Annotated in this window: 13 protein-coding genes; 6 read left to right on the top strand and 7 right to left on the bottom strand. The window is 73.3% G+C overall.

Features of this window, described 5'->3' with window-relative positions; translation table 11 throughout:
* Positions 1 to 354: aldo/keto reductase (locus ACZ4SF_RS35670; protein WP_468392808.1), on the top strand; the 354-nt coding region annotated here is incomplete at its 5' end.
* A gap of 186 nt (positions 355 to 540) precedes the next feature.
* Here ACZ4SF_RS35670 and ACZ4SF_RS35665 read toward each other — a convergent pair.
* From ACZ4SF_RS35665 to ACZ4SF_RS35650, 4 genes are all read right to left on the bottom strand, one after another.
* Positions 541 to 1,887 (bottom strand): PrsW family intramembrane metalloprotease, encoded by a 1,347-nt coding sequence (locus ACZ4SF_RS35665; RefSeq protein ID WP_468392806.1) that lies wholly within the window; start codon positions 1,885 to 1,887, stop codon positions 541 to 543.
* 43 nt (positions 1,888 to 1,930) lie between these two features.
* On the bottom strand, positions 1,931 to 2,758 hold the full coding sequence (trmB, locus tag ACZ4SF_RS35660; protein ID WP_468392804.1) for a tRNA (guanosine(46)-N7)-methyltransferase TrmB: 828 nt from the start codon (positions 2,756 to 2,758) through the stop codon (positions 1,931 to 1,933).
* A 284-nt stretch (positions 2,759 to 3,042) separates the two neighbouring features.
* Positions 3,043 to 4,251, bottom strand: a complete 1,209-nt coding sequence (lhgO, locus tag ACZ4SF_RS35655) for an L-2-hydroxyglutarate oxidase (protein WP_468392802.1) — start codon at positions 4,249 to 4,251, stop codon at positions 3,043 to 3,045.
* Positions 4,252 to 4,415: 164 nt separating this feature from the next.
* A complete protein-coding gene (locus tag ACZ4SF_RS35650; RefSeq protein ID WP_468392800.1) occupies positions 4,416 to 5,840 on the bottom strand; it encodes an MFS transporter in 1,425 nt (474 codons plus the stop codon).
* Positions 5,841 to 6,565: 725 nt separating this feature from the next.
* On the opposite strand from ACZ4SF_RS35650, the gene ACZ4SF_RS35645 reads away from it, so the two are divergent.
* Both ACZ4SF_RS35645 and ACZ4SF_RS35640 read left to right on the top strand, forming a co-directional pair.
* A complete protein-coding gene (locus tag ACZ4SF_RS35645) occupies positions 6,566 to 8,641 on the top strand; it encodes an asparagine synthase-related protein (protein WP_468392798.1) in 2,076 nt (691 codons plus the stop codon).
* 370 nt (positions 8,642 to 9,011) lie between these two features.
* Positions 9,012 to 12,398 carry an AfsR/SARP family transcriptional regulator gene (locus ACZ4SF_RS35640; RefSeq protein ID WP_468392796.1) on the top strand — a complete coding sequence of 1,129 codons (3,387 nt, stop codon included), beginning with the start codon at positions 9,012 to 9,014 and terminating at the stop codon, positions 12,396 to 12,398.
* A gap of 247 nt (positions 12,399 to 12,645) precedes the next feature.
* Here ACZ4SF_RS35640 and ACZ4SF_RS35635 read toward each other — a convergent pair whose 3' ends face one another.
* Together ACZ4SF_RS35635 and ACZ4SF_RS35630 are read right to left on the bottom strand one after the other, a co-directional pair.
* Positions 12,646 to 14,622: a sigma-70 family RNA polymerase sigma factor gene (locus ACZ4SF_RS35635; protein ID WP_468392794.1), complete on the bottom strand. Its 1,977-nt coding sequence runs from the start codon at positions 14,620 to 14,622 to the stop codon at positions 12,646 to 12,648.
* Between the two features lie 201 nt (positions 14,623 to 14,823).
* Positions 14,824 to 15,642 (bottom strand): TetR/AcrR family transcriptional regulator, encoded by an 819-nt coding sequence (locus ACZ4SF_RS35630; RefSeq protein WP_468392960.1) that lies wholly within the window; start codon positions 15,640 to 15,642, stop codon positions 14,824 to 14,826.
* A gap of 375 nt (positions 15,643 to 16,017) precedes the next feature.
* On the opposite strand from ACZ4SF_RS35630, the gene ACZ4SF_RS35625 reads away from it, so the two are divergent.
* Positions 16,018 to 17,397, top strand: coding sequence for an NAD(P)/FAD-dependent oxidoreductase (locus tag ACZ4SF_RS35625; protein WP_468392792.1), 1,380 nt, complete (start codon positions 16,018 to 16,020; stop codon positions 17,395 to 17,397).
* 131 nt (positions 17,398 to 17,528) lie between these two features.
* Positions 17,529 to 19,175, top strand: a complete 1,647-nt coding sequence (locus ACZ4SF_RS35620; protein WP_468392790.1) for an ATP-binding SpoIIE family protein phosphatase — start codon at positions 17,529 to 17,531, stop codon at positions 19,173 to 19,175.
* A gap of 110 nt (positions 19,176 to 19,285) precedes the next feature.
* On the opposite strand, the gene ACZ4SF_RS35615 is transcribed toward ACZ4SF_RS35620, so the two are convergent.
* On the bottom strand, positions 19,286 to 20,575 hold the full coding sequence (locus ACZ4SF_RS35615; RefSeq protein ID WP_468392788.1) for an MFS transporter: 1,290 nt from the start codon (positions 20,573 to 20,575) through the stop codon (positions 19,286 to 19,288).
* A gap of 110 nt (positions 20,576 to 20,685) precedes the next feature.
* Here ACZ4SF_RS35615 and ACZ4SF_RS35610 point away from each other — a divergent pair, with 110 nt between their 5' ends.
* The gene (locus ACZ4SF_RS35610; protein WP_468392786.1) at positions 20,686 to 21,240 is read left to right on the top strand and encodes a MarR family winged helix-turn-helix transcriptional regulator; all 555 of its coding nucleotides are present in this window, start codon (positions 20,686 to 20,688) and stop codon (positions 21,238 to 21,240) included.
* Positions 21,241 to 21,637: the final 397 nt, after the last annotated feature.

Genomic DNA, 21,637 nt, shown 5'->3' with positions numbered 1-21,637 from the left:
GACCTCGCCGCCCGCGAGGGCCTTGCCGCCGTCCCGTACTTCTCCCTCGCCTCCGGCTTCCTGACCGGCAAGTACCGCCCCGGTACGACGGTGGACAGCGCCCGTGCCGGCGGAGCCGCCAAGTACGCCGGGACCGCACGCGGCCAGAAGGTCCTGGCCGCCCTCGACGAGATCGCCGCCGCCCACCAGGCCCCGGTTCCCACGGTCGCCCTCGCCTGGCTGGCCGCCCAGCCGACGATCACGGCCCCGATCGCCTCGGCGAGGACGGTGGAACAGCTGCCGGCGCTGCTGGGACTGGCGGAACTGAAGCTGACACAGCAGGAACTGGACCGCCTCACCGAGGCTTCCGCGTGACCGCCTGACCTCCTGCCCGCGCCCCCGGCGGAAGGCCACCCGCCCGTCTTCCCTGCCGCCGCTCCCTGCCGCCGCCATCTCCGGCTGCCGGCCACCCCGCCGAGATGCTCGGGTCTGTCCGTCCGGCCAGTGATCAGTGATGCGACACACGGACCGACAGGCTCGCGATCGCCTGCAGGCCGGAACCTAGGTCCGGTACGGGTTGTAGGCGGGGTGCACGGAACTCGGCACCGCGGGATGCGGCATCGCGGGATGCGCGGGATACGGCACCGCCGGATATCCGTACGGTGCCGCCGCCCAGTACGCCGGTGCCGGAACCGAGGCCCTGCCGGCGTACTCCAGCGCCGGCCGCGCCACATGCCGGCGCTTCCACAGCTCGTCCAGCAGCTCCCGCTCCCGTACGACGAAGTCGGCCCCCGCCTTCCCCTTGCGTCCCCGCTGCCGCAGAGCCGCGAGCGACGTGGCGTACCCCTCGTACTGGGCCACCGTCCGTGCCGCCGGACGCCCGTGGTGGTGCCGGGCGTAGTCCCGGGCCATCCGCCGCGCCCGCATCGACCCGAGTGCGAACGGTTCCCCCGGCCCCAGCCACCCGGCCACCACATACGCCGGCAGCTCCGCGCGCACGGTCCGCAGCTCCCTTTGCCGCGTCCAGATCGCGAGCCAGGTCAGCACCGCGAACGCGGGCACCATGAAGGCGCCGTACACGGCGAAGAAGCCGTACTGGCCGAAGGTGGAGGAGCCGTTCCAGAAGGCGTGCATGCTCATCGCGAGCAGCAGCCCGCAGACCGGCAGCAGGACCCGCCGCACGTGCTGCCGCTCGGCGGACAGCGCGGCGATGCCGAAGCCGATGCCGGTGAGGACCGTGAACAGGGGGTGCGCGAACGGGGACATCACGATGCGCACGAAGAAGGTGGCGGCGGTGACGGAGGCGATGCCGCGGTCGCCGGTGAGCTGGTCGGTCCCGAAGGCCGTACCGAGGTAGAGGATGTTCTCGGTGAACGCGAACCCGGTGGCGGTGACCCCCGCTATCACCACCCCGTCCACGATCCCGGTGAAGTCACGCCTGCGGAACAGGAAGACCAGCAGCACGGCCGCGGCCTTCGCGGACTCCTCCACGATCGGTGCTATCACCGTGGCGCCGAGGGTGTCGGCACTGGCCGGATCCGCGAACGAGGTGGCGATCCACCTGGTCGCGAAACTGTTGGCCACGATGGCTATCAGCGCCGCCGCACACGCTCCCCAGGCGAAGGAGAAGACCAGGTTCCGCCAGGGGCCCGGCTCCACCCGGTCCAGCCACCGGAAGGCGGCTATCAGCCAGGGCACGGGCAGCACGGCCAGCCCCAGCCCGACGAGGAACCCCTCCGTTCCGGTCTGCCGCCGCACGAGCGCGAGGATGACGAGCCCGGACAGCGCGAGCAGGGTGCTCAGTGCCCCGTACCGCACCCATCTGCGCTGCCACCAGTGCGGGTGGCGCAGGAGCACACCGTCGCCGGGGCTCGGCGGATACGTCGGAAACGGGGGACTGGTGGCCACAGGCATCGACCCTAACGGCGACGGGACGAGGGGCTGGAGCGGATTATCGGTCCTGGCTGTGCGGTACGCGCCGGAACAGCAGATCGTTCACCACATGTCCCTTGTCCAGTCCCTGTCCCTCGAAACGGGTCAGCGGACGGGACTCCGGGCGTGGCGCGAAGCCGCCGCCGGTCTGGGTGTTCTCGAAGTCGGGGTGTGCGGCGAGCACGTCCAGCATCTGCTCGGCGTACGGCTCCCAGTCGGTCGCGCAGTGCACGATCGCGCCGGGCTTCAGCCGGGTCGCGGCGAGCGACAGGAACTCGGGCTGGATCAGCCGGCGCTTGTGATGCCGCTTCTTCGGCCAGGGGTCGGGGAAGTAGACGCGCAGCCCGTCCAGCGAGTCGGGGGCGAGCATCTCCCGGAGCAGGATGATCGCGTCGCCGTTGCCCACCCGGACGTTGGCCAGGCCGTTCCGGTCGGCGAGATTGAGCAGGTTGCCCTGGCCCGGGGTGTGCACGTCCACGGCCAGGACGTTGGTGTCCGGGTCGGCCGCGGCCATCTGCGCGGTCGCCTCGCCCATCCCGAACCCGATCTCCAGGACCACGGGATGGTCGTTCCCGAACAGTTCGCCGAGGTCGATGACCCGCTGCCCGTCGATGTCCAGCCCCCACTTGGGCCACAGCCGCTGCAGGGCGTCCGCCTGCCCGGCGGTCACCCGGCTGCGCCGCGGCTGGAAGCTCCGGATCCGCCGCTCGAAGTGCGACCCTGCGGGATCGGCCCTGGGCCCGTCCGGGAAACGAGGCTCACCCTTCGCCCGGGTGTGCCGGATGGAGCCACCGGGCGTGTGGGGGGCCGAGGGCGGGGCGTCGGGGGAGTCAAGGGAGTCAGACACAGTAAGCACAATTTTAAGGCGCCCATCCGGGGCGACCGACCAGGCGGCACGTGACGGCACTCTCCAGCCGGCGACCGGACAGCACCTGTGACGGCACCCTCCCAGCCGACAGGAACGGGCGGCACGTGACGGCCCCCTTCGGCGTGATGGCCCCCTTCGGTCTGACGGCACCCTTCAGCCGGCCGATCAGGCGGCATCTGTGACGGCACCTTTCCAGCCGACGGTCATGGGCGGGTGGGTGGGCAAGGCGGGGGTCCAGGGGGCGGAGCCCCCTGGGAGGGCCACTACAGCGAACCGAGCATGGCCAGCACCCGCCGCCCGACCTCCCGGCCGATCGGCAGCGAAGCGGTAGCCGCAGGCGACGGCGCATTGAGCACATGGACCGCCCGCGCCCCCTCCCTGATCAGGAAGTCGTCCACCAGCGTGCCGTCCCGCAGCACCGCCTGCGCCCGGACCCCGGCAGGGGCCCGCACCAGATCACCGGCCTCCACCCCGGGCAGCAGTCTCCGCACCGCCGTCAGGAACGCCCCCTTTGACACCGACCGGCGCAGCTCACCGGCCCCGTACCGCCAGTGCTGCCGCGCGATCGCCCAGGACCCCGGCCAGGCCACCGTGCCGGCCAGCTCCCGGGGCCGTACGACCCCCCAGCCGTACCCCTCCCGGGCCAGCGCCGGCACCGCGTTGGGGCCGATGTGCACGCCTCCGTCGATGCCGCGGGTCAGATGCACCCCGAGGAACGGAAACGCCGGGTCCGGCACCGGATACACCAGCCCCCGCACCAGCTCCGGCCGGGCCAGCTCGTAGTACTCCCCGCGGAACGGCACGATCCGCACCTCGGGCTCGTCCCCGGTGAGCCGGGCGACCTCGTCGCAGTACAGGCCGGCGCAGTTCACCAGCACCCGCCCGCGGACGACGTCCCCGGCCGCGGTGAGGACGGCCACGCCCCGGTCCGGCCGCCGGTCCACCCGGACGACCCGTGCGCCGTACCGGATCTCCGCCCCCGACGCCCGCGCCAGCTCCCGGGCGACGCCCACGAAGTCGCACACCCCGGTCGTCCCGACGTGTATGGCGGCCAGGCCGCGCACCTCCGGCTCATACCCCGCGATCTGGGCCGGGCCCAGCTCGCGCACCGGGATCCCGTTCTCCCGGCCACGCTGCACGAGCGCATGCAGCCGGGGCAGCTCCTCCCGCTCGGTGGCGACGATCAGCTTGCCGGTGACGGCGTGCGCGATGCCGTACTCGGCGCAGAACTTCACCATCTCCGCGGCGCCCCGCACCGCGTACCGCGCTTTGAGCGAGCCCGGGCGGTAGTAGATCCCGCTGTGGATGACGCCGCTGTTGCGTCCCGTCTGGTGCCGGGCAGGGCCGGGCTCCTTCTCCAGCACCGTCACGCGCGTACCCGGTGCGGTCCGCGTGATCGCATACGCCGTCGACAGCCCGACGATCCCCCCACCGATCACCAGCACGTCGCAGTCGTACGCCCCGTCTCGCACCGAGCACCACCTCCCACCTCGATAGTGCACTGCGCCACTGACAGCGGCTTCAAACGCAGACGGGCACAGGGCCCCGCCAGGGGCGCGGGGAACTGCGCCACGAGCCGCCTGCGGCCCGCACCCGCCGGATCACCTCGGCCCGGCGGTCTCGCATGCGGCTTCTCCTAGGCCGGAGCCATCAGCAGCGGACGGGCCCGCTCCCGCAGCTCCACCACCCGTGGTTCGTCCCCGTACGGCTCCAGCCGGTGCAGAAGGTCCTTCACGTACTCCGTCGTCCGGGCCGAGGAGATCCGCCCGGCCACCTCCACGGCCCGCACCCCCTGCTCGCAGGCCGCGTCCAGGTTGCCCGACTCCAGCTCGGCCACCGCCGAGACGACCAGCCGCAGCCCGTGCGACCGCACGAACTCCTCGGTCGGCTTGGACAGCGCCTGCTCGGTGAACCGCCGCACCTGCCGCGGCGCCTTCAGGTCGCGGTAGCACTCGGCCGCATCGGCGGCGAACCGGTCGTATCCGTAGAAACCGAGCCAGGAGGGGTCGTTGTCGCCTTCCCGTGACCGCTCCAGCCATCCCTCGGCCGCCTTCAGCGCGGCGCCGGCCGCCTGCGCGTCTCCCGCGCGCGCGTGTGCCCGTGCCTCGACCAGCCGGAAGAAGCTCATCGTCCGCGCGGTCGCCAGCCCCCGGTTCCGCTCCAGCGCGGCCTGTGCCAGGTCGACGCCCTCGTCGCCGAACCCCCGGTACGTCGCCTGCAGCGACATGGAGGCGAGGACGTACCCCCCCAGCGGGACGTCGGCCGCCGCGCGCGCGAGGCGCAGTGCCTGGATGTAGTATCGCTGCGCGGCCTCCTGCTGCCCGGTGTCGAAGGCCATCCAGCCGGCCAGCCGGGTGAGTTCGGCGGAGGCGCCGAACAGGGCTCGGCCGACCTCGTCGGAGTAGGAGCCGAGCAGCAGCGGTGCCGCCTCGACCCGCAGACACTCGGGCACCATGGACGAACGCCAGTCGCCGCCTCCGTACTTGGAGTCCCAGCGTCTGGCGTCCTCGGCGGCCTCCCGCAGCTTCTGCACATCACTGTGGCCGACTTTGATCGGTGCGCCGGAGCCCTCGGCGGAGCCCGCCTCCCGCGCGACCGAGCTGTCGGCGGGGGTTATCAGCCATCGTGAGGCGGGCGTTGCGTATGCGCTCACTGCGAACGAACCGGCGAGGGACTGCCAGATGCCGCCGGAGCCGGCCCGGCGCCCGGCGAAGTCGAGACGGTACAGCTCCGTCGCCGACTTCACCGCCTGTCCTACGTCTCTGGGGAAGGCGAGGCCCACTTCGGGCGCGGGGTCCGCATCCGCCAGGCCGATCTCGTGGAGCGGCACGGGGCGGCCGAGCTTCTGGCCGATGGCGGCGGCGATGAGGTGCGGCGCCGCACCCTGCGGCACCATGCCCTTCGACACCCAGCGCGCCACGGACGTCTTGTCGTAGCGAAGAGTCAACCCGCGTTGCGCACCAAGGTCGTTGACGCGTCGCGCGAGCCCTGCGTTGCTGATTCCCGCGAGGGCGAGAACGGCGCCGAGCTTTTCGTTCGGCCCGCGTTGCTCCCTGGACATGCGCCACCCCTCGACACAGACGGCTGTCGCGCTGGCATAACCACGCGGCATTCGTAAACCCAGCGTAGTTCGCCGCATCCCAAGCGTTAAGGGGCATTGTTCCGGATGGCGGGATTGTGGTCGGTACGGAAGCGCGGCCCTGTACGCACCGTGCACGGTCTGTCGCCGCGTGCCCCCGGCCGTGTGGCCGTGCGCCCGTCCGTGCGCTCTTCTCCGGCCACCGGGGGAGCGGTTCCATGGCTTCTGCGTGGGTCGGCCCGCTGTACTGGATCCAGTGGGCTGGGGGACACCGCCGCCTTCATCCCCGCGGGTGGCGGACCGGTCCGGGAGGCGACACCCGCCTCCCGGACTGTGCGCGTGTACGCGTCACCGCGCGCTCCACAGGCCTGTACGGAGAGTGCTCATCTTCCGCCGCCCTCCGCGTATTTGGCCGAAAATCGACCCCCGTGGTGCGCGGTGAATTGCCCTCGCGACCATGCAACTTGAGGGCGTGAAGGGCGTCTTGGGGGAGCGCATTGGGGGCGCATTCACGCCGTACCCATCGGACACCACCCAGGGCCGGCGTACCCCGCACGCTTCCGCCGCCCGCCGACTTCCCGGGCGGGCCACGGGAACTTCACACGGTCCAAGGCGGTGCCGCCGCCCCTCTCCGGCGCGTTCTTCATGGCAGCATGGGGATCCGGTTCGTACGGTGCAGTGGTTGTCCACGGTCTGTGGAGGCGTCGATGCGGTGGTTGGTGGGTTGGAGCAGCACCGCCGCGGGCGTCGCCGGGACCGGTTCCGCGGGTGCCACCGGATACGACGGCGAAACCCTGCATCCGGTCGGCTCCCAACTCCTGTGGGGCGACCCGGATCCGCTGTGGGCCGTGGGCGACTGGCGGCCGGACGAGGTGCGTGTGGTGCACGCCGACCCGCAGAACCGGATCGCCGTCCTCGGCATCTGCGGCGCCTCCGACGAGGAGCTGCGACGCGGCCTGTTCACCGCGCGCGGGGGCGCACTGCGCCACCTGACCACTTGGCCCGGCAGCTACACGGCCGTCGTCCAGGCCGGCCGCCGCATCACCGTCTGCGGCGATCTCGCGGGCGCCCGGCCGGTGTTCCACACCCCCTGGGCCGGCGGCACGGCCTACGCCACCGCGGCCCTGCCCCTCGCCGACCTCGTCGAGGCCAACCTCGACTTCACCCACCTCGCCGCCCTGCTCGCCGCCCCGGACGTACCGGCCGCGCTGCGCGACACCACCCCGTACGACGGCGTACGCCGCATTCCGCCGGGGCACGCGCTGGTGCTGCGCGCAGGGGCACGCGAGATCGCCGGGTACGAGCCGGTCGCCTCCCTCGCCGTGGCCGCGCCGCCGGCCGACCCCGACCGCGCCGTGGACGCCGTACGGGACGCCCTGGTGGAGGCGGTCCGCACCCGGCTGTCGGCACCCCGGCACGTGCCCGACCTGGATCCCGGGCCGGTGCCCGGCATGGGGCCGGCCGAGCGGCGGGCCGCGCGCGGGATGCCGGTCCCCGGCATCGGCGCCGACCTGTCCGGCGGGCCCGCCTCCGGCACCCTCGCGCTGCTGGCGGCCGGGCTGCCCGGCAGGCCCGGCACGCTCCTCGGGCACGGCACGGGCGCGGGCGAACGCCTCCTCGCCGTCACCTTCAACGACCTGGCGGTGTCCGGCCGCGAGGCCGAACTCGAGCGCGCCGGCGCCCTGGCCGCGAACCCCCGCCTGCACCACGTCGTGGTCACCGGCGGCGAGGAGACCCTGCCGTACGCCGAACTCGACGGCCCCCTGACCGACGGGCCGGGCCCCTCCCTCGTGCTGGCCGCCCGGCACCGGGCACGGCTCGCCGCCGGCAGTGCCGACCACTTCACCGGCCACGGCGCACGCCAGGTCCTCGACGCCCACCCCGCGCGCCTCGCCGACCTGCTGATGGACCGCCGGCGGCGGCACCTGGTCCGGCCGGTCGCCGCGCTGGCCCGCGCCGACGGCTCCGTCATGGTCCCCGCGCGCGTGTACGGCGCGGCCCGGCGCCTCGCCCGCACCCCCTACCGGGCGGGCCTGGAGGCACTGTCCGAGCGGCTGATGCGCCGCCTCTTCGACGAGCCCAAGGGGGCGGTCGGCGCGTCCCTCGCTGCGCTGACCTGGGCCAGACCCGGGCCGGCCGCCCGCTGGCTGACGGGCGAGGCGCTGGCTGAAGTATCGGTTCTGCTGCAGGCGGAGGCGGACCGCTCCGGCACCGGCGCGCAGCGCCCCGGCGACTACCGCGCGCGTGCGGCACTCGCCCGGTACGCCGCCGACCTCCGCGTCCTGGAACAGGCCGCGGAGATCCGCTCCCAGCGGCTGCACGCCCCGTTCCTCGACAACCAGGTCGTCCGCGCCTGCCGCGAACTCCCCGAAGCCCTGCGCGTCCAGCCCGGCGCGCGTGCCGCCATCCTCCGTACGGTCCTGGAGGGCGCCGGCGTCACCGATCTCCCGCCCGGCTGGGGCGCCCCCTCCCACGCCTCGTCGGCGGCAGCCGCGCGCGCGGGCCTGCGCGCCGCGGCCGACCCCCTCATGGACCTCTTCGCCACGCCCCTCCTCGCCGACGCGGGCCTGGTGGAAGCCCGCGTCATCCGCAAGGCACTGCGCGCCACCGCTGCCGGCGAACCCCTTCCCCTGGACGGCCTCGCCGAACTCGTCTCCCTCGAACTCTGGCTCCGCCGCCTCCTCTCCCGCCGAGGCACCTGCTGGACGGGGACGCCCTCGCGGGCCCGAGCGGTGCCCACCGGGATCCAGCCGCGGCGGGGCGCACTGGCCCCCGGCGCCTGACGGGGACGCCCCTCGTGGGCGTGAGCAGTGCATACCGGGGTCCAGTCGCGGCGGGGTGCGCCGGCTTCCGGTGCTTGACGGGGACGCCCTCGCGGGGGCGAGCGGTGCCTACGGGGACGGCCTCGCGCGCGCGAGCGGTGCCTACGGGGATTCAGCCGCGGCGGGACGCGCTGGCTTTGGTGCCTGACGGGGACGCCGAGCCGTCGACCCGGGCGCGCCGCTGACCGATGCGCCCCACCGACCGCACAGCCGTCACCCCCGATGCCGATACCGCCGTGCTCCCACTCTCCGCCCCACCGACCGCACAGCCGTCACCCCCGATGCCGATACCGCCGTGCTCCCACTCCCCGCCCCCCGCGACAATGACCAGGTGCGGTACAGAATCCTGGGCATAACCCAAGCAGCGGACGAACAGGGCACCGCCCTGCACCTCGGCGGCCAACGCCTCCGCACACTCCTCGCCGCCCTCGCCCTGCGCCCCGGCCGCACCACCTCCCCCGACACCCTCATCGACGACATCTGGGCGGACGACCCGCCCCAGGACGCTCCCGCCGCCCTCCAGGCACTCGTCGGCCGTCTCCGCCGTACCCTCGGCAGACACACCATCGTCTCCGGCCCGGGCGGCTACCGCCTCGAAGCGACCGAGGACGACGTCGACCTCCACGTCTTCGAGCGCCTCACCCGCACCGGCACCACCGCCCTCTCCACCGGCGACCCGGCCACCGCCCACCGCACCCTCACCGAAGCCCTCGCCCTCTGGTACGGCCCGCCCCTCGCCGACCTCCCCGACCGCGCCGCCGCCACCCGCCCGGAGGCGCTGCGCCTGGATGCGTCCCGCGCCCGCGCCGCCGCGGCACTCGCCCTCGGCCGCGCCCAGGAGGCCGTACCGGAGCTGAAGGAACTGACCGAAGCCCACCCGTACGACGAACCCCTGCACGCCCTCCTCATCCGCGCCCTGCGCGACACGGGCCGCCCGGCCGACGCCCTCGCCGCCTACGAGTCCGCCCGCCGCACCCTCGCCGACACCCTCGGCACCGACCCCGGGCCGGAACTCCAGGCACTGCACGCGTCGTTGCTGAAGCAGGAGCGGTCCACCCCGCCGGCGCAGGGCACACTCCCGGCACCCCCGCAGCCGCTGCCCACGGCTCACACCCCGGAGCGCACGGGCAATCTGCGCCCTCGTCTGACCTCCTTCGTCGGACGGGAACCGGAGCTGGAGGCCATTCGTTCCGATGTGCACAGGGCCCGCCTGGTCACGCTCACCGGACCGGGCGGCTCCGGAAAGACCCGCCTCGCCGAGGAGGCCGCCACGGCGTTCCCCTCGGCATGGCTGGTCGAGCTGGCCCCGCTCGACCACCCGGAGGCGGTGCCCGGCGCGGTGGTCAGCGCGCTCGGTCTGCGCGAGACCGTGCTGCGGACCAACGACCTGGCGACCCCGCAGGCCGACCCCACGGCCCTGCTGATCGAGTACTGCGCCCCGCGCAGCCAACTCCTGGTCCTTGACAACTGCGAGCACGTCATCGGCGCGGCAGCCACCCTCGCCGAAACCCTCCTCACCCACTGTCCCGGGCTCACGATCCTCGCGACCAGCCGTGAACCCCTGGGCGTCCCCGGTGAGGCGGTGCGCCCGGTCGAGCCCCTCGTCCCGGAGCAGGCGCACCGCCTCTTCGCAGAGCGCGCGAAGGCCGTCCGTCCCGACGCCGGCTCGGTGCTCGCCGACACCGAGGCCGTGGCGGAGATCTGCCGCCGCCTGGACGGACTGCCCCTGGCCATCGAGCTGGCCGCGGCCCGGCTCAGGCTGCTGACCCCGCGGCAGATCGCCGACCGGCTGGACGACCGCTTCCGCCTGCTCACTTCCGGCAGCCGTACGGTCCTGCCGCGCCAGCAGACCCTCCGCGCGGTCGTCGACTGGTCCTGGGAGCTGCTGGACGAGCGGGAGCGGACCGTCCTGCGCGAGGTGTCGGTGTTCGCCGGCGGCTGGGACCTCGCCGCCGCCGAGGCCGTGTGCACCGGCCCGGCGGCGGACCTGATCGGCGCACTGGTCGACAAGTCCCTCGTGGTCGCCACCCCGCACGGCCCCGACGGCACCGGCATGCGCTACCGCATGCTGGAGACCATCCACGAGTACGCCACCGAGCGCGCGGCCGAGGTCCCCGGCCTGTGCGCGGCGGCCGAGCGCCGCCACCGTGCGTGGGTGCGCGCGCTGGTGGAGGAGGCCGAGCCGCAACTGCGGTCCGCGGCCCAGCTGCCCTGGTTCTCCCGCCTGGAGACCGAGCTGGACAACATCCGCGCGGCCCTGGACCGTGCCCTGCGCGCAGGCGACGAGGCACAGGCGGGCGCCGTCGTCCTCGCGATCAGCTGGTTCTGGTGGATGCGCAACCACCGCCAGGAGGCCGTGACCTGGGTACGGCTGGTGCTCCGCCTGGGCGTCGCCCTGGACGCCCTGCCCGCGCATGCGCCGGCCGACGACCTGGCGGCACTGGACGACCTGGCGGCACTGGCGGAATCGGCCGACCCCGTGGGCGCCTTCCTCGCCCTGCCGCCCGACGCCGGGGCCGGCCATCCGCTGCACGAGCTGCGGATGGACCTGCGCATGCTCGACCTGTTCCTCACGTCGGAGTCGACTGCGGCGAACCTCGCGGCCGACGAGCGGGCCGTGGAGTACATCGCGCGCGTACGGGCTGCCTACGAGCCCGGTGGTCCCCGGGCCGCCCGGCTCCCGGGCATCGTCTGGCCCCTGACCACCTATTACCTGGGCGGCCCGGCCGATCTCGGCCCCGCCATGACGAGGTCCGTCGACAACTGCCGCGCTCACGGCGGCGACTGGGAGGTCGGGGTCGCCCTGATGTACCGCGCCCATGTGGCCGTCGACTCACCGGGCAACCTGCGGGGCGTGGACGAGGACCTGGCCGAACTGCGGACCCTCAGCCGGCGCGTCGGCGACCGCTGGATGCGGGCACAGGTGTGCAGCGCGGCCGGCGAGGCGGCCATGGCCCGGTGCCGGTTCGACGAGGCGCGCGGCGAGTACGAGGAAGCGCTGCGGCTCGCCTACGAGGTGGGCGCATACGCCGAGGCGCCGTTCCTGATGGCGAGACTCGCCGAGATCTCCTACCGCTCCGGTGAACGGGACGCCGCCCTGGCCGCCCTGGACCAGGCGGAAGCGGGCGCCGACCGGTACACGGCGCCGGAGGCGCGGGCCTTCGTGCTGCTCCTGCGCGCCCACATCGCCGTGAGCGACGGGCAGACCGCCCGCGCCCGCGAGCTGTACGAGGCGATCTGCGCGGTGACGCTGGGTGGCACCCCGCCCCCGCAGTTCGTGGCGGCCCAGCGGATGGTCGAGGCGCTCCTCGCGGCCGGCGAGTCCGGGCCGGCGCACGGGGTGGGGGTCATCGCGGAAGGACTGCGCGAGGCCGTGGCCCACCGGTGCGCCGAGGCGGTCACGGCCGCACTGGTGGACGTGGCCGCCGGACTGCTGGCCCGCATGGGCGACCTGCCGGGTGCGATCCGCCTGTACACCGCCGCGGACCACTGGCGCGACGGCCGTCCCCGGCCCGAGCCGGAGCACAGCGACGCCGTCCGGGTACACGCCGGCGCCCGCGCGGCCCTGCCGGCCGACCGCTACGTGGCCGAATGCGCCCGGGGCACGACCCTCGGCGTGGCAGAGGTCCTCCGCGAGCTGGACGCGGCGGCGCCACCCACCGAAGGCCACCGCGACCGACGACCGGCAGACGAACCGGGCCCGGCGACCGGCGGGTGACTGTGGATCCGGGATCCGGGCTCCGGGATCCGGCAGCCGGCTGTGGGCCCCGGGACCGGCGGCTGAGTGTCGGTCCGGCGCTCGACAGGTAAACCGGGCCCGGCGACCGGCGGGTGACTGTGGATCCGGGATCCGGGATCCGGGATCCGGCAGCCGGCTGTGGGCCCGGGGGCCGGCGGGCGAGTGTCGGCCCGAAGACCGGCAGGTGAAGCGCGGATCGGCTACCGGCAGGAGAAGCGCGGGTCGGCTACCGGCAGGTGAACCGGGAATCCGCCCAGTCCGCCAGCGCCGCCCGGTCGAAGGCTTTGCCGTGCGGCTCCGCGACGAGCCGTACGGTCTTGCGCCCGGTCAGGTTCACATGGACGGGGAGGGCCTGGTCACGGCCCTTGACCAGGTCCGACGACCACAGCCGGACCCCGTCGGCGTAGACCGAGAAGAAGACCTTGCCGAGGCCGAGGGTCATGTCGTCCACGCCGGCCAGTGCGTCGTAGGCGCTGCACTGCCGGTTGAGGGCGATGGTGACGGAGGACTCGCCGTGGACGGTCGCTCCGCGCGCGTACCGAGTGCCGGCGATCGACATGCCGTACCGCTGCCACACCCAGCTGCTTGCGTGCAGCGCGATCTCGGGCCGGGTGCCGTCACCGACGACGTCGTAGCGCAGGTCGCTCAGGTGGTAGACGGTGGACGCGGGCGGCGGAGTCGGGGTCGGCGTCGGCACGCGCGTCGGCGCCGGGGCGGATGTCGGAGTCGGGGTCGGTGTCTGAGCGGGCGCCGGAGTGGGCCTGGGGGCCGGCGGCACCCTGTGTGTCGGGGTGCGCGTCGGGGTAGGTGTCGGCGTCGGCGTCGGCGTCCGAGTGGGGGCCGGCTCAGGGGCGAGGGCCACGGGCTCGGGCGAGGGCCTGTGGTGCGGCGGCGCGGACGTCGGCGACCCGGGCCGCGCGATCGATGCGGACGGTGCCGGCTCGGCGACCTCCTTCGCCGGGTGGCTGTCGTTCACCAGGGCCAGCGTCACCGCGGCGGCGGCCACCGCCACCACACCGGCCGCGATGCCGGCCTTGACCGGCGCGCCGAGCCCCTCCGCGGCCACACCCCCGCCCGCGCCTCCCGCGCTGCCGGACGACCCGCCGGCCACGGCCGCGGCACCGGCCGCTCCGGCCCCGGCGCTGCCGGCCACGATCCCGAGGGCCTTGGCGTACCCGGCGGCCCCGAACCAGCCGATGACCGCCACCGGGACGACACCGGGGATCCCGCTCGCGACCTCTTCGATCTGCGCCGCCGCCAGCCGGCACCTGGCGCACTCCTCCAGATGCTTGCGAAGGCCCCGCTCGGCACGGATGCGCAGCTTGCGGCGAGCGTAGGTGCCCAGCTGGTCGGCATAGCGGGCGCACTCCTCGTCGTGGGCGAGGGCAGCGCTGACGTGGGCTTGGAGATAGGCCTGCTTCAGCCCTTCCCGCGCCCGGCTGGCGAGTACCCGGGTGCCGTTGGCGTCCAGCCCGAACAGCCTGGCCACTTCGCTCGGGGACTCGTCCTCCACCTCGGTGTGCCAGAGCACGGCCTGCCAGCGTTCGGGCAGCGAACGGAAGGCCTGCATGGCCATGGACTGCTCGGCCTCGTGCATGGCGCGCGCGTCGGCGCCGAGGCCGAGGCCCGCTCCGAAGGAGCCGATGGATGCAGTGTCGTCGGACACCTCCGAGGGCCGTGCGGCCTGCTGGGCGAAGACGGCGAAGTCGTCGACGAGCTGCTCCCGCCGGGCGGACTTGGTCCAGTGCGCGGCGACGCGCCGCACGGAGGTCAGCAGATAGGCCCGTACGGCGTGCTCGGGCCCCGACCCGCCACGCACCGCCTGCAGCATCCGGGCGAACACCTCGGCGGTGAGGTCGTCGGCGGTGTGCGCGTCCCGGCAGCAGGTGCGTGCGTACCGCCGCACCGCATCGGCATGCCGCCGGTACAGCTCCTCGTAGGCGGTGTCGTCCCCGCCGCGCATCCGCGCGATCAACTCGCCGTCGGCAGAGGGCACCTCCCGGGGCGGTGGCAGCACGCTGCCTTCGCGTTGCGCCGGCACGCTCCTGTCCCGGGGCCTGCCGGAGGAAGCGCCGCGCCCGTCACCGGACCTGCCGGAGGAAGCGCCGCGCCCGCCTTGGTTCGGTACCTGTGGCGAGGCCGGCCCGTGCTTCTCCAGGCCCCCTTCGCCACCGCGCGACTCGCCCCGCCCGTCAACGCCCATCGCGGAAAGCCCCCGAAACCGGCCCAGCCCAACCCGTCACCGGCTCAGAGTGCCACACCAACTTTCCGAAAGGACCCTCCTCGCACCCCATCCACCCATCCGAGCGCACTTGCCCCCAACGCCCGGGTCGACAAGCCAAGAACCACGAACGCGAGTACGCCCCCGACAACGGCGCCCCCCGAACGCGAGGCGCCGCCGACCCTACGCCGGCCGGGACCGCAGGCCCTCCAGCAGGATGTCCAGCAGCCGCGCGGACGCCGCCGCCTGCTGCGCCGCATCCGGCAACGACGGCGCCGCCGTGGCGATCACCAACAGCACGTCGGCCACGGAAACATCCGTCCGCAGCTCTCCTGCCGCCCGCGCCCGCTCGACCAACTGCCCCACCACATCGAGCAGCGCCCCGGCCCCGGCGTCATCGGCCACCGCCGCGGCCCCGTCCGACACCAGCCGCAGCTCACCACCTCCCGGCTGCGTCCGCTGCTGAGGCACCCGGGCCTCCTCGACCGAGCCGACCGAGCCGAGCGACCCGGCGGATGCGACCGGGTCAGAGACCCCCGACTCGGCCGAACCGGCGGAGCCGACCCGCAGGACCTGCGGCGGCAGCAACCGCCCGGCCCCCGACGCAACGGACGTCCGCAGGAACCGCGACAGCGCCGACCACGGCTCGTCCTCCTGCCCGAGCGCGGCCCGTGCCTGCTCGGTCAGCCGCGCCGTCTCCTCCTCGGCGATCCGCCGGACCAGCACGTCCTTGCTGGGAAAGCGCCGGTACACCGTGCCGACCCCGACCCGCGCGCGCCGCGCCACGTCCTCCATCGGCGCGCCGTACCCCAGCTCGCCGAACACCTCACGCGCCGCACGCAGCACGTGCTCCAGATTGCGCTGTGCGTCCACCCGCAGCGGCGCCGTGCGCGCCCCGTCGGAACGTCCGTTGCCCGCCGCCGCGTTCACCGCCGCGTTCATCGCCACACCACCCGGCGCGACGACGGCTGCAGATGACCAATGCGTGTCCTGAACATGCATGTCTTCCCCCGGTAATGACGTCTCCCCCCGGAGACTCCCCGCCACTGAATGCGAAGTGCGCGGTAGTGGCATCGGTCCCGACCGGATCCGCCCGTCGCGGACCCGTTCGACCACATTCCCTACACCCCGTCGACACACGAACATAGTTGAGAGGCAGTCAATTCAGAAGGGGCAGGTTCCGCACACTGCGCCCCCCGATCGGAGTACGGGGGGTGTACGCACCGATTCCGCCCCTTCGCCCCCAGTCGTCCGCCCCTGCTGACCTGCTCCCTTTCGTCCTGCACGGATACCGGCCCCACCCCTGCGCACACCCGGCCGCCGGTCACACAAATTGCCGGGGCTGTGGACAAACAACAGCGACGGGTGCGTCATGGGATGGTGAAGGAACGTGCGCGCATTCTGGTTGTCGGCGGCGGCTACGTCGGGATGTACACGGCCCTGCGCCTCCAGCGGAAGCTGAAGGGCGAGCTGAGGCGGGGCGAGGCCGAGATCACAGTCGTCACTCCCGACCCGTACATGACGTACCAGCCTTTCCTCCCCGAGGCCGCCGCGGGCTCGATCTCCCCGCGCCACGTGGTCGTACCACTGCGCCGCGTCCTGGACCGCTGCCACGTCGTCATCGGCGAGGTGACGTCCATCGACCACGCGATGCGGACCGCCGCCGTCACCACGCTCGCCCACGCCGAGGCGGGCAGGGCCGCCGAACTCCTCGGCTACGACGAACTCGTGCTGGCCCCCGGCTCGGTCTCCCGCACGCTGCCCATCCCCGGCCTCGCCGAGTACGGCATCGGGTTCAAGACCGTCGAGGAGGCCATCGGCCTGCGCAACCACGTCATCGAACAGATGGACATCGCCTCCTCCACCCGCGACCCCGCGATCCGCGACGCAGCCCTCACTTTCGTCTTCGTAGGCGGCGGCTACGCGGGCGTCGAGGCCCTCGGCGAGCTGGAGGACATGGCCCGCTACACCACGCGGTACTACCACAACCTCCGTCCCGAGGACATGAAGTGGATCCTCGTGGAGGCCACCGACCGCATCCTCCCGGAGGTCGGTCCGGCGATGGGCCGCTACACGGTCACCCAGCTGCGCCGCCGCAACATCCAGGTGCTGCTGAGCACCCGCCTGGACTCCTGCGCCGACCGCGTCGCCGTCCTCAGCGACGGCCAGCGCTTCCCGACCCGTACCGTCGTGTGGACGGCCGGCGTCAAACCGCACCCGCTGCTCGCGGCGACCGACCTCCCGCGCACCGACCGCGGCCGGCTGCGCTGCACGGCCCAGCTGACCGTCGACGGCACGGAACACGCCTGGGCCGCGGGAGACGCCGCCGCCGTCCCCGACGTCACCGCCGACGAACCCGGCGCCGAGACCGCGCCCAACGCCCAGCACGCGGTCCGCCAGGCCAGGGTCATCGGCGACAACATCGTCCACTCCCTGCGCGGCGAGCCCCTGGAGACGTACGCGCACAAGTACGTCGGCTCCGTCGCCTCCCTCGGCCTGCACAAAGGCGTCGCCCAGGTCTACGGGCGCCGGCTGAAGGGCTACCCTGCCTGGTTCATGCACCGCGTGTACCACCTCAGCAGGGTGCCCACCTTCAACCGCAAGGCCCGCGTGCTCGCCGAATGGACCCTCGCCGGACTCTTCAAACGGGAGATCGTCTCGCTCGGCTCGCTCGAACATCCTCGAGCGGAGTTCGAACTCGCGGCCGGTGGAAAGCCTCCTCACAGCCCTTCCGACGACCCGAAGGGGTCGTCCTGACCGGACCCAGGAACTCCACGAACGGCTGAGGCGTCTGACCCATGTCGCCGTGGCCCGTCCCCTGCCACACTGCCCCATGTCCTCGGACGGGCCGCCCGCCCGCCCACAGCACTCACGAGGCTTTTTCCACAGTGAACTTCACGCGCTGGAGCGCCCGCCTCCCCGGAACACAGCGCCGCGCCGCCGCGCGGACCGACACCCCGGTCTCCCCGGACCGGCGGGGGGAAGGCTCCGTGCCCGCGGCCCGCGCCGAACAGCCCGCGGGCGAGACCCCACCGGTGCCCGCCGTCGACGAACTGCCCGCGCGTGACGTCCTCGACCGTGTCCCGGCCCTCGTCGCCCTCGTCCACGGCCCCGACCACCGCATCGCCTACGTCAACGACGCCTACACGGCCGCCTTCGGCGTCCGCCCCACCGGCGCCGCCGCCCGCGAGGCCCTGCCGGAACTCGCCGAACTCGGCCTGCTCCCGTTGCTCGACCAGGTCCTGCGCAGCGGCAAGCCCCGCACGCTGAAGTCCCGCAAGGCCGTCGACGGCCGCTCGTACACCTTCACCTGCACCCCGGTCGCCGAGGACGGTGACCGCGACGCCGGCGTCCTCGTCTTCGCCACGGACGTCACCGACCACGCCGAGGCCGCCGAACGCCTGCGCGCCAGCGAGCGCCGCCAGCGCGAAACGGCCGTCACCCTCCAGCGCTCCCTGCTCCCGCAGGAACTGGAGCAGCCCGACGACCTGCGCATCGCCGCCACCTACCAGCCCGGCGGCACCGAGGCCGCGGTCGGCGGCGACTGGTACGACGTGATCACCCTCGGTGGCGGCCGCACCGCCCTGGTCATCGGCGACGTCATGGGCCGCGGGGTCCGGGCGGCGGCCGTCATGGGCCAGCTCCGCACGGCCGTCCGCGCCTACGCCCGACTCGACCTGCCCCCGCACGAGGTGCTCCAGCTCCTCGACGGCCTCGCCACCGAGATCGACGCCAACCAGATCGCGACGTGTGTCTACGCCATCCACGACCCCAACGAGGGCCGCCTGGTGTACGCGTCCGCGGGCCATCTGCCGATCCTGGTCCGCGACGAGAACGGCACCGTCTCCCGCGCCGACGAGCCCACCGGCCCGCCGCTGGGCACCGGCGGCTGGATCCACGCTTCCGGCTCCATCGCCCTCGGCCCCGGCGCCACGGCCGTCCTCTACACCGACGGCCTGGTCGAACGCCGCAACGAGGACCTGGACGAGGGCATCGCCGCGCTCGAAGGCGCACTGGCCGGCGCCACCGGCACCCCGCAGGTCGTCTGCGACCGCCTGGTCCGCTCGGCTGGCGTCACCGCCGACCACGACGACGACGTGGCGGTCCTCGTCCTCCAGCACCCGGCCCGTACCGGACCCGACGGCGATCTCTTCCGCAACGCGGCCCTGGAACTTCTCGGCGGCGTCGAGGCGGCCCCCCGCGCACGTGCCTTCGCCTCCGGCGTCCTCGCCAGCTGGCGCTTCCCCGCGGAACTGCACGACCTCGGCGTCCTCGCCACGAGCGAACTGGTCGCCAACAGCCTCCAGCACGGCACCCCGCCCATGCGGCTGCGGCTCCGCCGCACCGACCGCCGTCTGATCATCGAGGTCACGGACGGCGACGACCACCTGCCCAGACGCCGCCGCGCCGAACCGGGCGACGAGTCGGGCCGGGGCATCGCCATCGTCGCGACGATCGCCTCCAGCTGGGGCTGCCGCCGGACGCCCGGTGGCGGCAAGGCGGTGTGGTGCGAGTTCGTGCTGCCGAGGGGCTAGGGGTTCCGAACGACACCCCCCGGACGCCATGAGCGTCGCTGTCCGGTGCGGGGGTGCGGGCGCGGGTGCGCGGTGGCTGACCGCACAGCCCGCCGCGCCCCGTCGGTGCCTCAGGCCTCCGCGCCCACCGGCTGCGCCGGTGCTCCGCCGCGCGTGACCACACGGGTACCGCGTGCCAGCCACGGACGGTCCTGTACGGCGGTGAGCTGCCGCCCCAGCCGCAGCGCCAGGTAGGTGATCCCCAGCGAGAACAGCAGGAACGTCACGACGTACGGCCCGTGCAGCGAGGCGCCCAGGGGCCCGCCCACCGCCGGACCGACCGCCAGCGCAAGCTGCTTGACCAGCGCGAACGCCGAGTTGTACTGCCCGGCCATCCCCTCCGGCGCAAGGTCGGCGACCAGCGGCGCGACCGTCGGCGACAGCATCGCCTCACCCAGCCCGAACAGCGCGTACGTCGACACGAACGCAGCCGTGGCCATCTCCTGGCTGCCGTGACCCAGTCCCGCATACCCGGCGGTCAGCCAGGCCACGGCCCAGATCAGGCCGACCCCGGCGATGACCCGGGAACGGCGCCGGCGCTCCACGAACCTCAGCACGGCGAACTGGGCCACCACGATCATGAGGGTGTTCGCGGCCAGGGCCGTCCCCAGCGCGGAGGTGGATATCCCCGCGGCCTCCACGCCGTACGCGCTCAGACCGGACTCGAACTGCCCGTAGCAGGCGAAGAACAGCACGAAGCCGAGCACACACAGCTGCACCATGGCGCGGTTCCCGAGCAGCTGCTTCCAGCCGCCCTTCGCCGTCCGCGCGGGCGCGTCCTCGATCCGCGGCGAGTGCGGCATCCGCACGGTCGCCATCACACCGACCAGCAGCAGGAACATCGCCGCCTCGATCGAGAACAGGAGCGTGAACGAGGACACGCGCGTGGTGTCGACGAGGTGACCGCCGATGAGACCGCCGACGCCGAGCCCCAGGTTCTGCAGGAAGAACTGCATGGCGAACGCTCGTGAGCGGGTGTCCGCCGTCGAGCAGTCCACGATCATCGTCGCCAGCGCCGGCTGCATCACGGCCTGGCCGGCACCGAGCGCCGCGGCGGCCGACAGGACGGTGGCGGCGCTGCCCGCGAGGCCGAGGCTCAGCGCACCCAGAGAGGCGGTCACCAGAGCGGCGAGCAGGACCGGCAACGGGCCGCGCCGCACGATCGCCCGGCCGGCGAACGGCAGCACGATCAGCGCGGCCACGGCGAAGACGGCGAGCACGAGCCCCGCCGTCATGGCCCCCAGGCCCCGCACCTGCGCCACATAGACGTACAGGTAGGGGACCGTGAAGCCGAGCCCGAAGGCGCTGAGTGCGTTGCCCACGTGGATCCGGCGCATCGCTGCGCCCATCGCCCTGGTCACGTTCACCTCTCTCACTAGTTAAGTCCGAAGACTTCAAAGCTAAAGTTCGAAGCTAAAGAGTACATGGTGAAGGACTTCAAGGCAAAGGGGTCGCGTGCCATACTGCGCCCATGGCCGACACACCCGGCGCCCCGGACACGGAGCCGACGCTCGAAGAACAGATCGCCGCGTACCAGCGCGAGTTCCGGGACCTCGATCCCCAGGTCGAGAAGATCGTGTCGGCGCTGTCGCGGCTGAACCGCCGTATGAACGTCGCGTACGGCCGCCAGACCTCCGGCCTCGGGATCAGCAACGCCGAGTGGGAGGTCCTGAAGGCGCTGGTCCTCTCCGGCGCCCCGTACCGCATGGGCCCGAGCGAACTCGCCAAGCGCTTGGGTCTCACCCCGGCCGCGATGACCCACCGGATCGACCGCATGGTCGGAGAGGGTCTGGTCACCCGCGAACGCGACGAGTCCAACCGAGTCCGGGTCATCGTCGAGCTGACGCCCGAGGGCCGCGAGAAGTGGCTGGAGGCGATGCGCCTGGCGACGGTCTTCGAGGAGGACCTGCTCCAGGACCTCACTCCCGCGGAGCGTGCGGTGCTCGGCGAGGTGCTGACCCGGCTCCTGCGCAGGGTGGAACATGCACAGCCGGATGCCGGCGGCCGGCTCAGCGACCTGGACTGAAGGGCCCGGTCCGAAGCGCCGCAGCTCCGGTAAAAAGATCTTGACAGGGGCTGTTGACACGCCCCTGCTCGTTCCGTAAAGTTCTTCGGGTTGCCACGGAGCCGTAACGGTTCTCCGGCAGCACCTCAGCCGCCCTCGAGCGGCGCCCCTCACACCATCAGCACGATCTCCTGAGCGGATTGTATTCGGCGTGCCCGAATTCAATTCGAATGGAAGCCCGGCGGCCCGATTGGGAATCGCCGAGCGGATCCGCTAAGGTTTGAGACGTCGGAACGGCCCAACGGCCGGGAGGACAAGCCCCCCTGACTGGGAGTCAGACGCCGAAAGGATCTGATAGAGTCGGAACCGCCGGAAAGGGAAACGCGAGAGCGGGAACCTGGAAAGCACCGAGGAAATC

It is taken from the genome of Streptomyces sp. NPDC027663 (genome assembly GCF_055566415.1).
The sequence above is the reverse complement of the archived record's forward strand: the minus strand, read 5'-3'. Positions and strand labels throughout refer to the sequence as shown.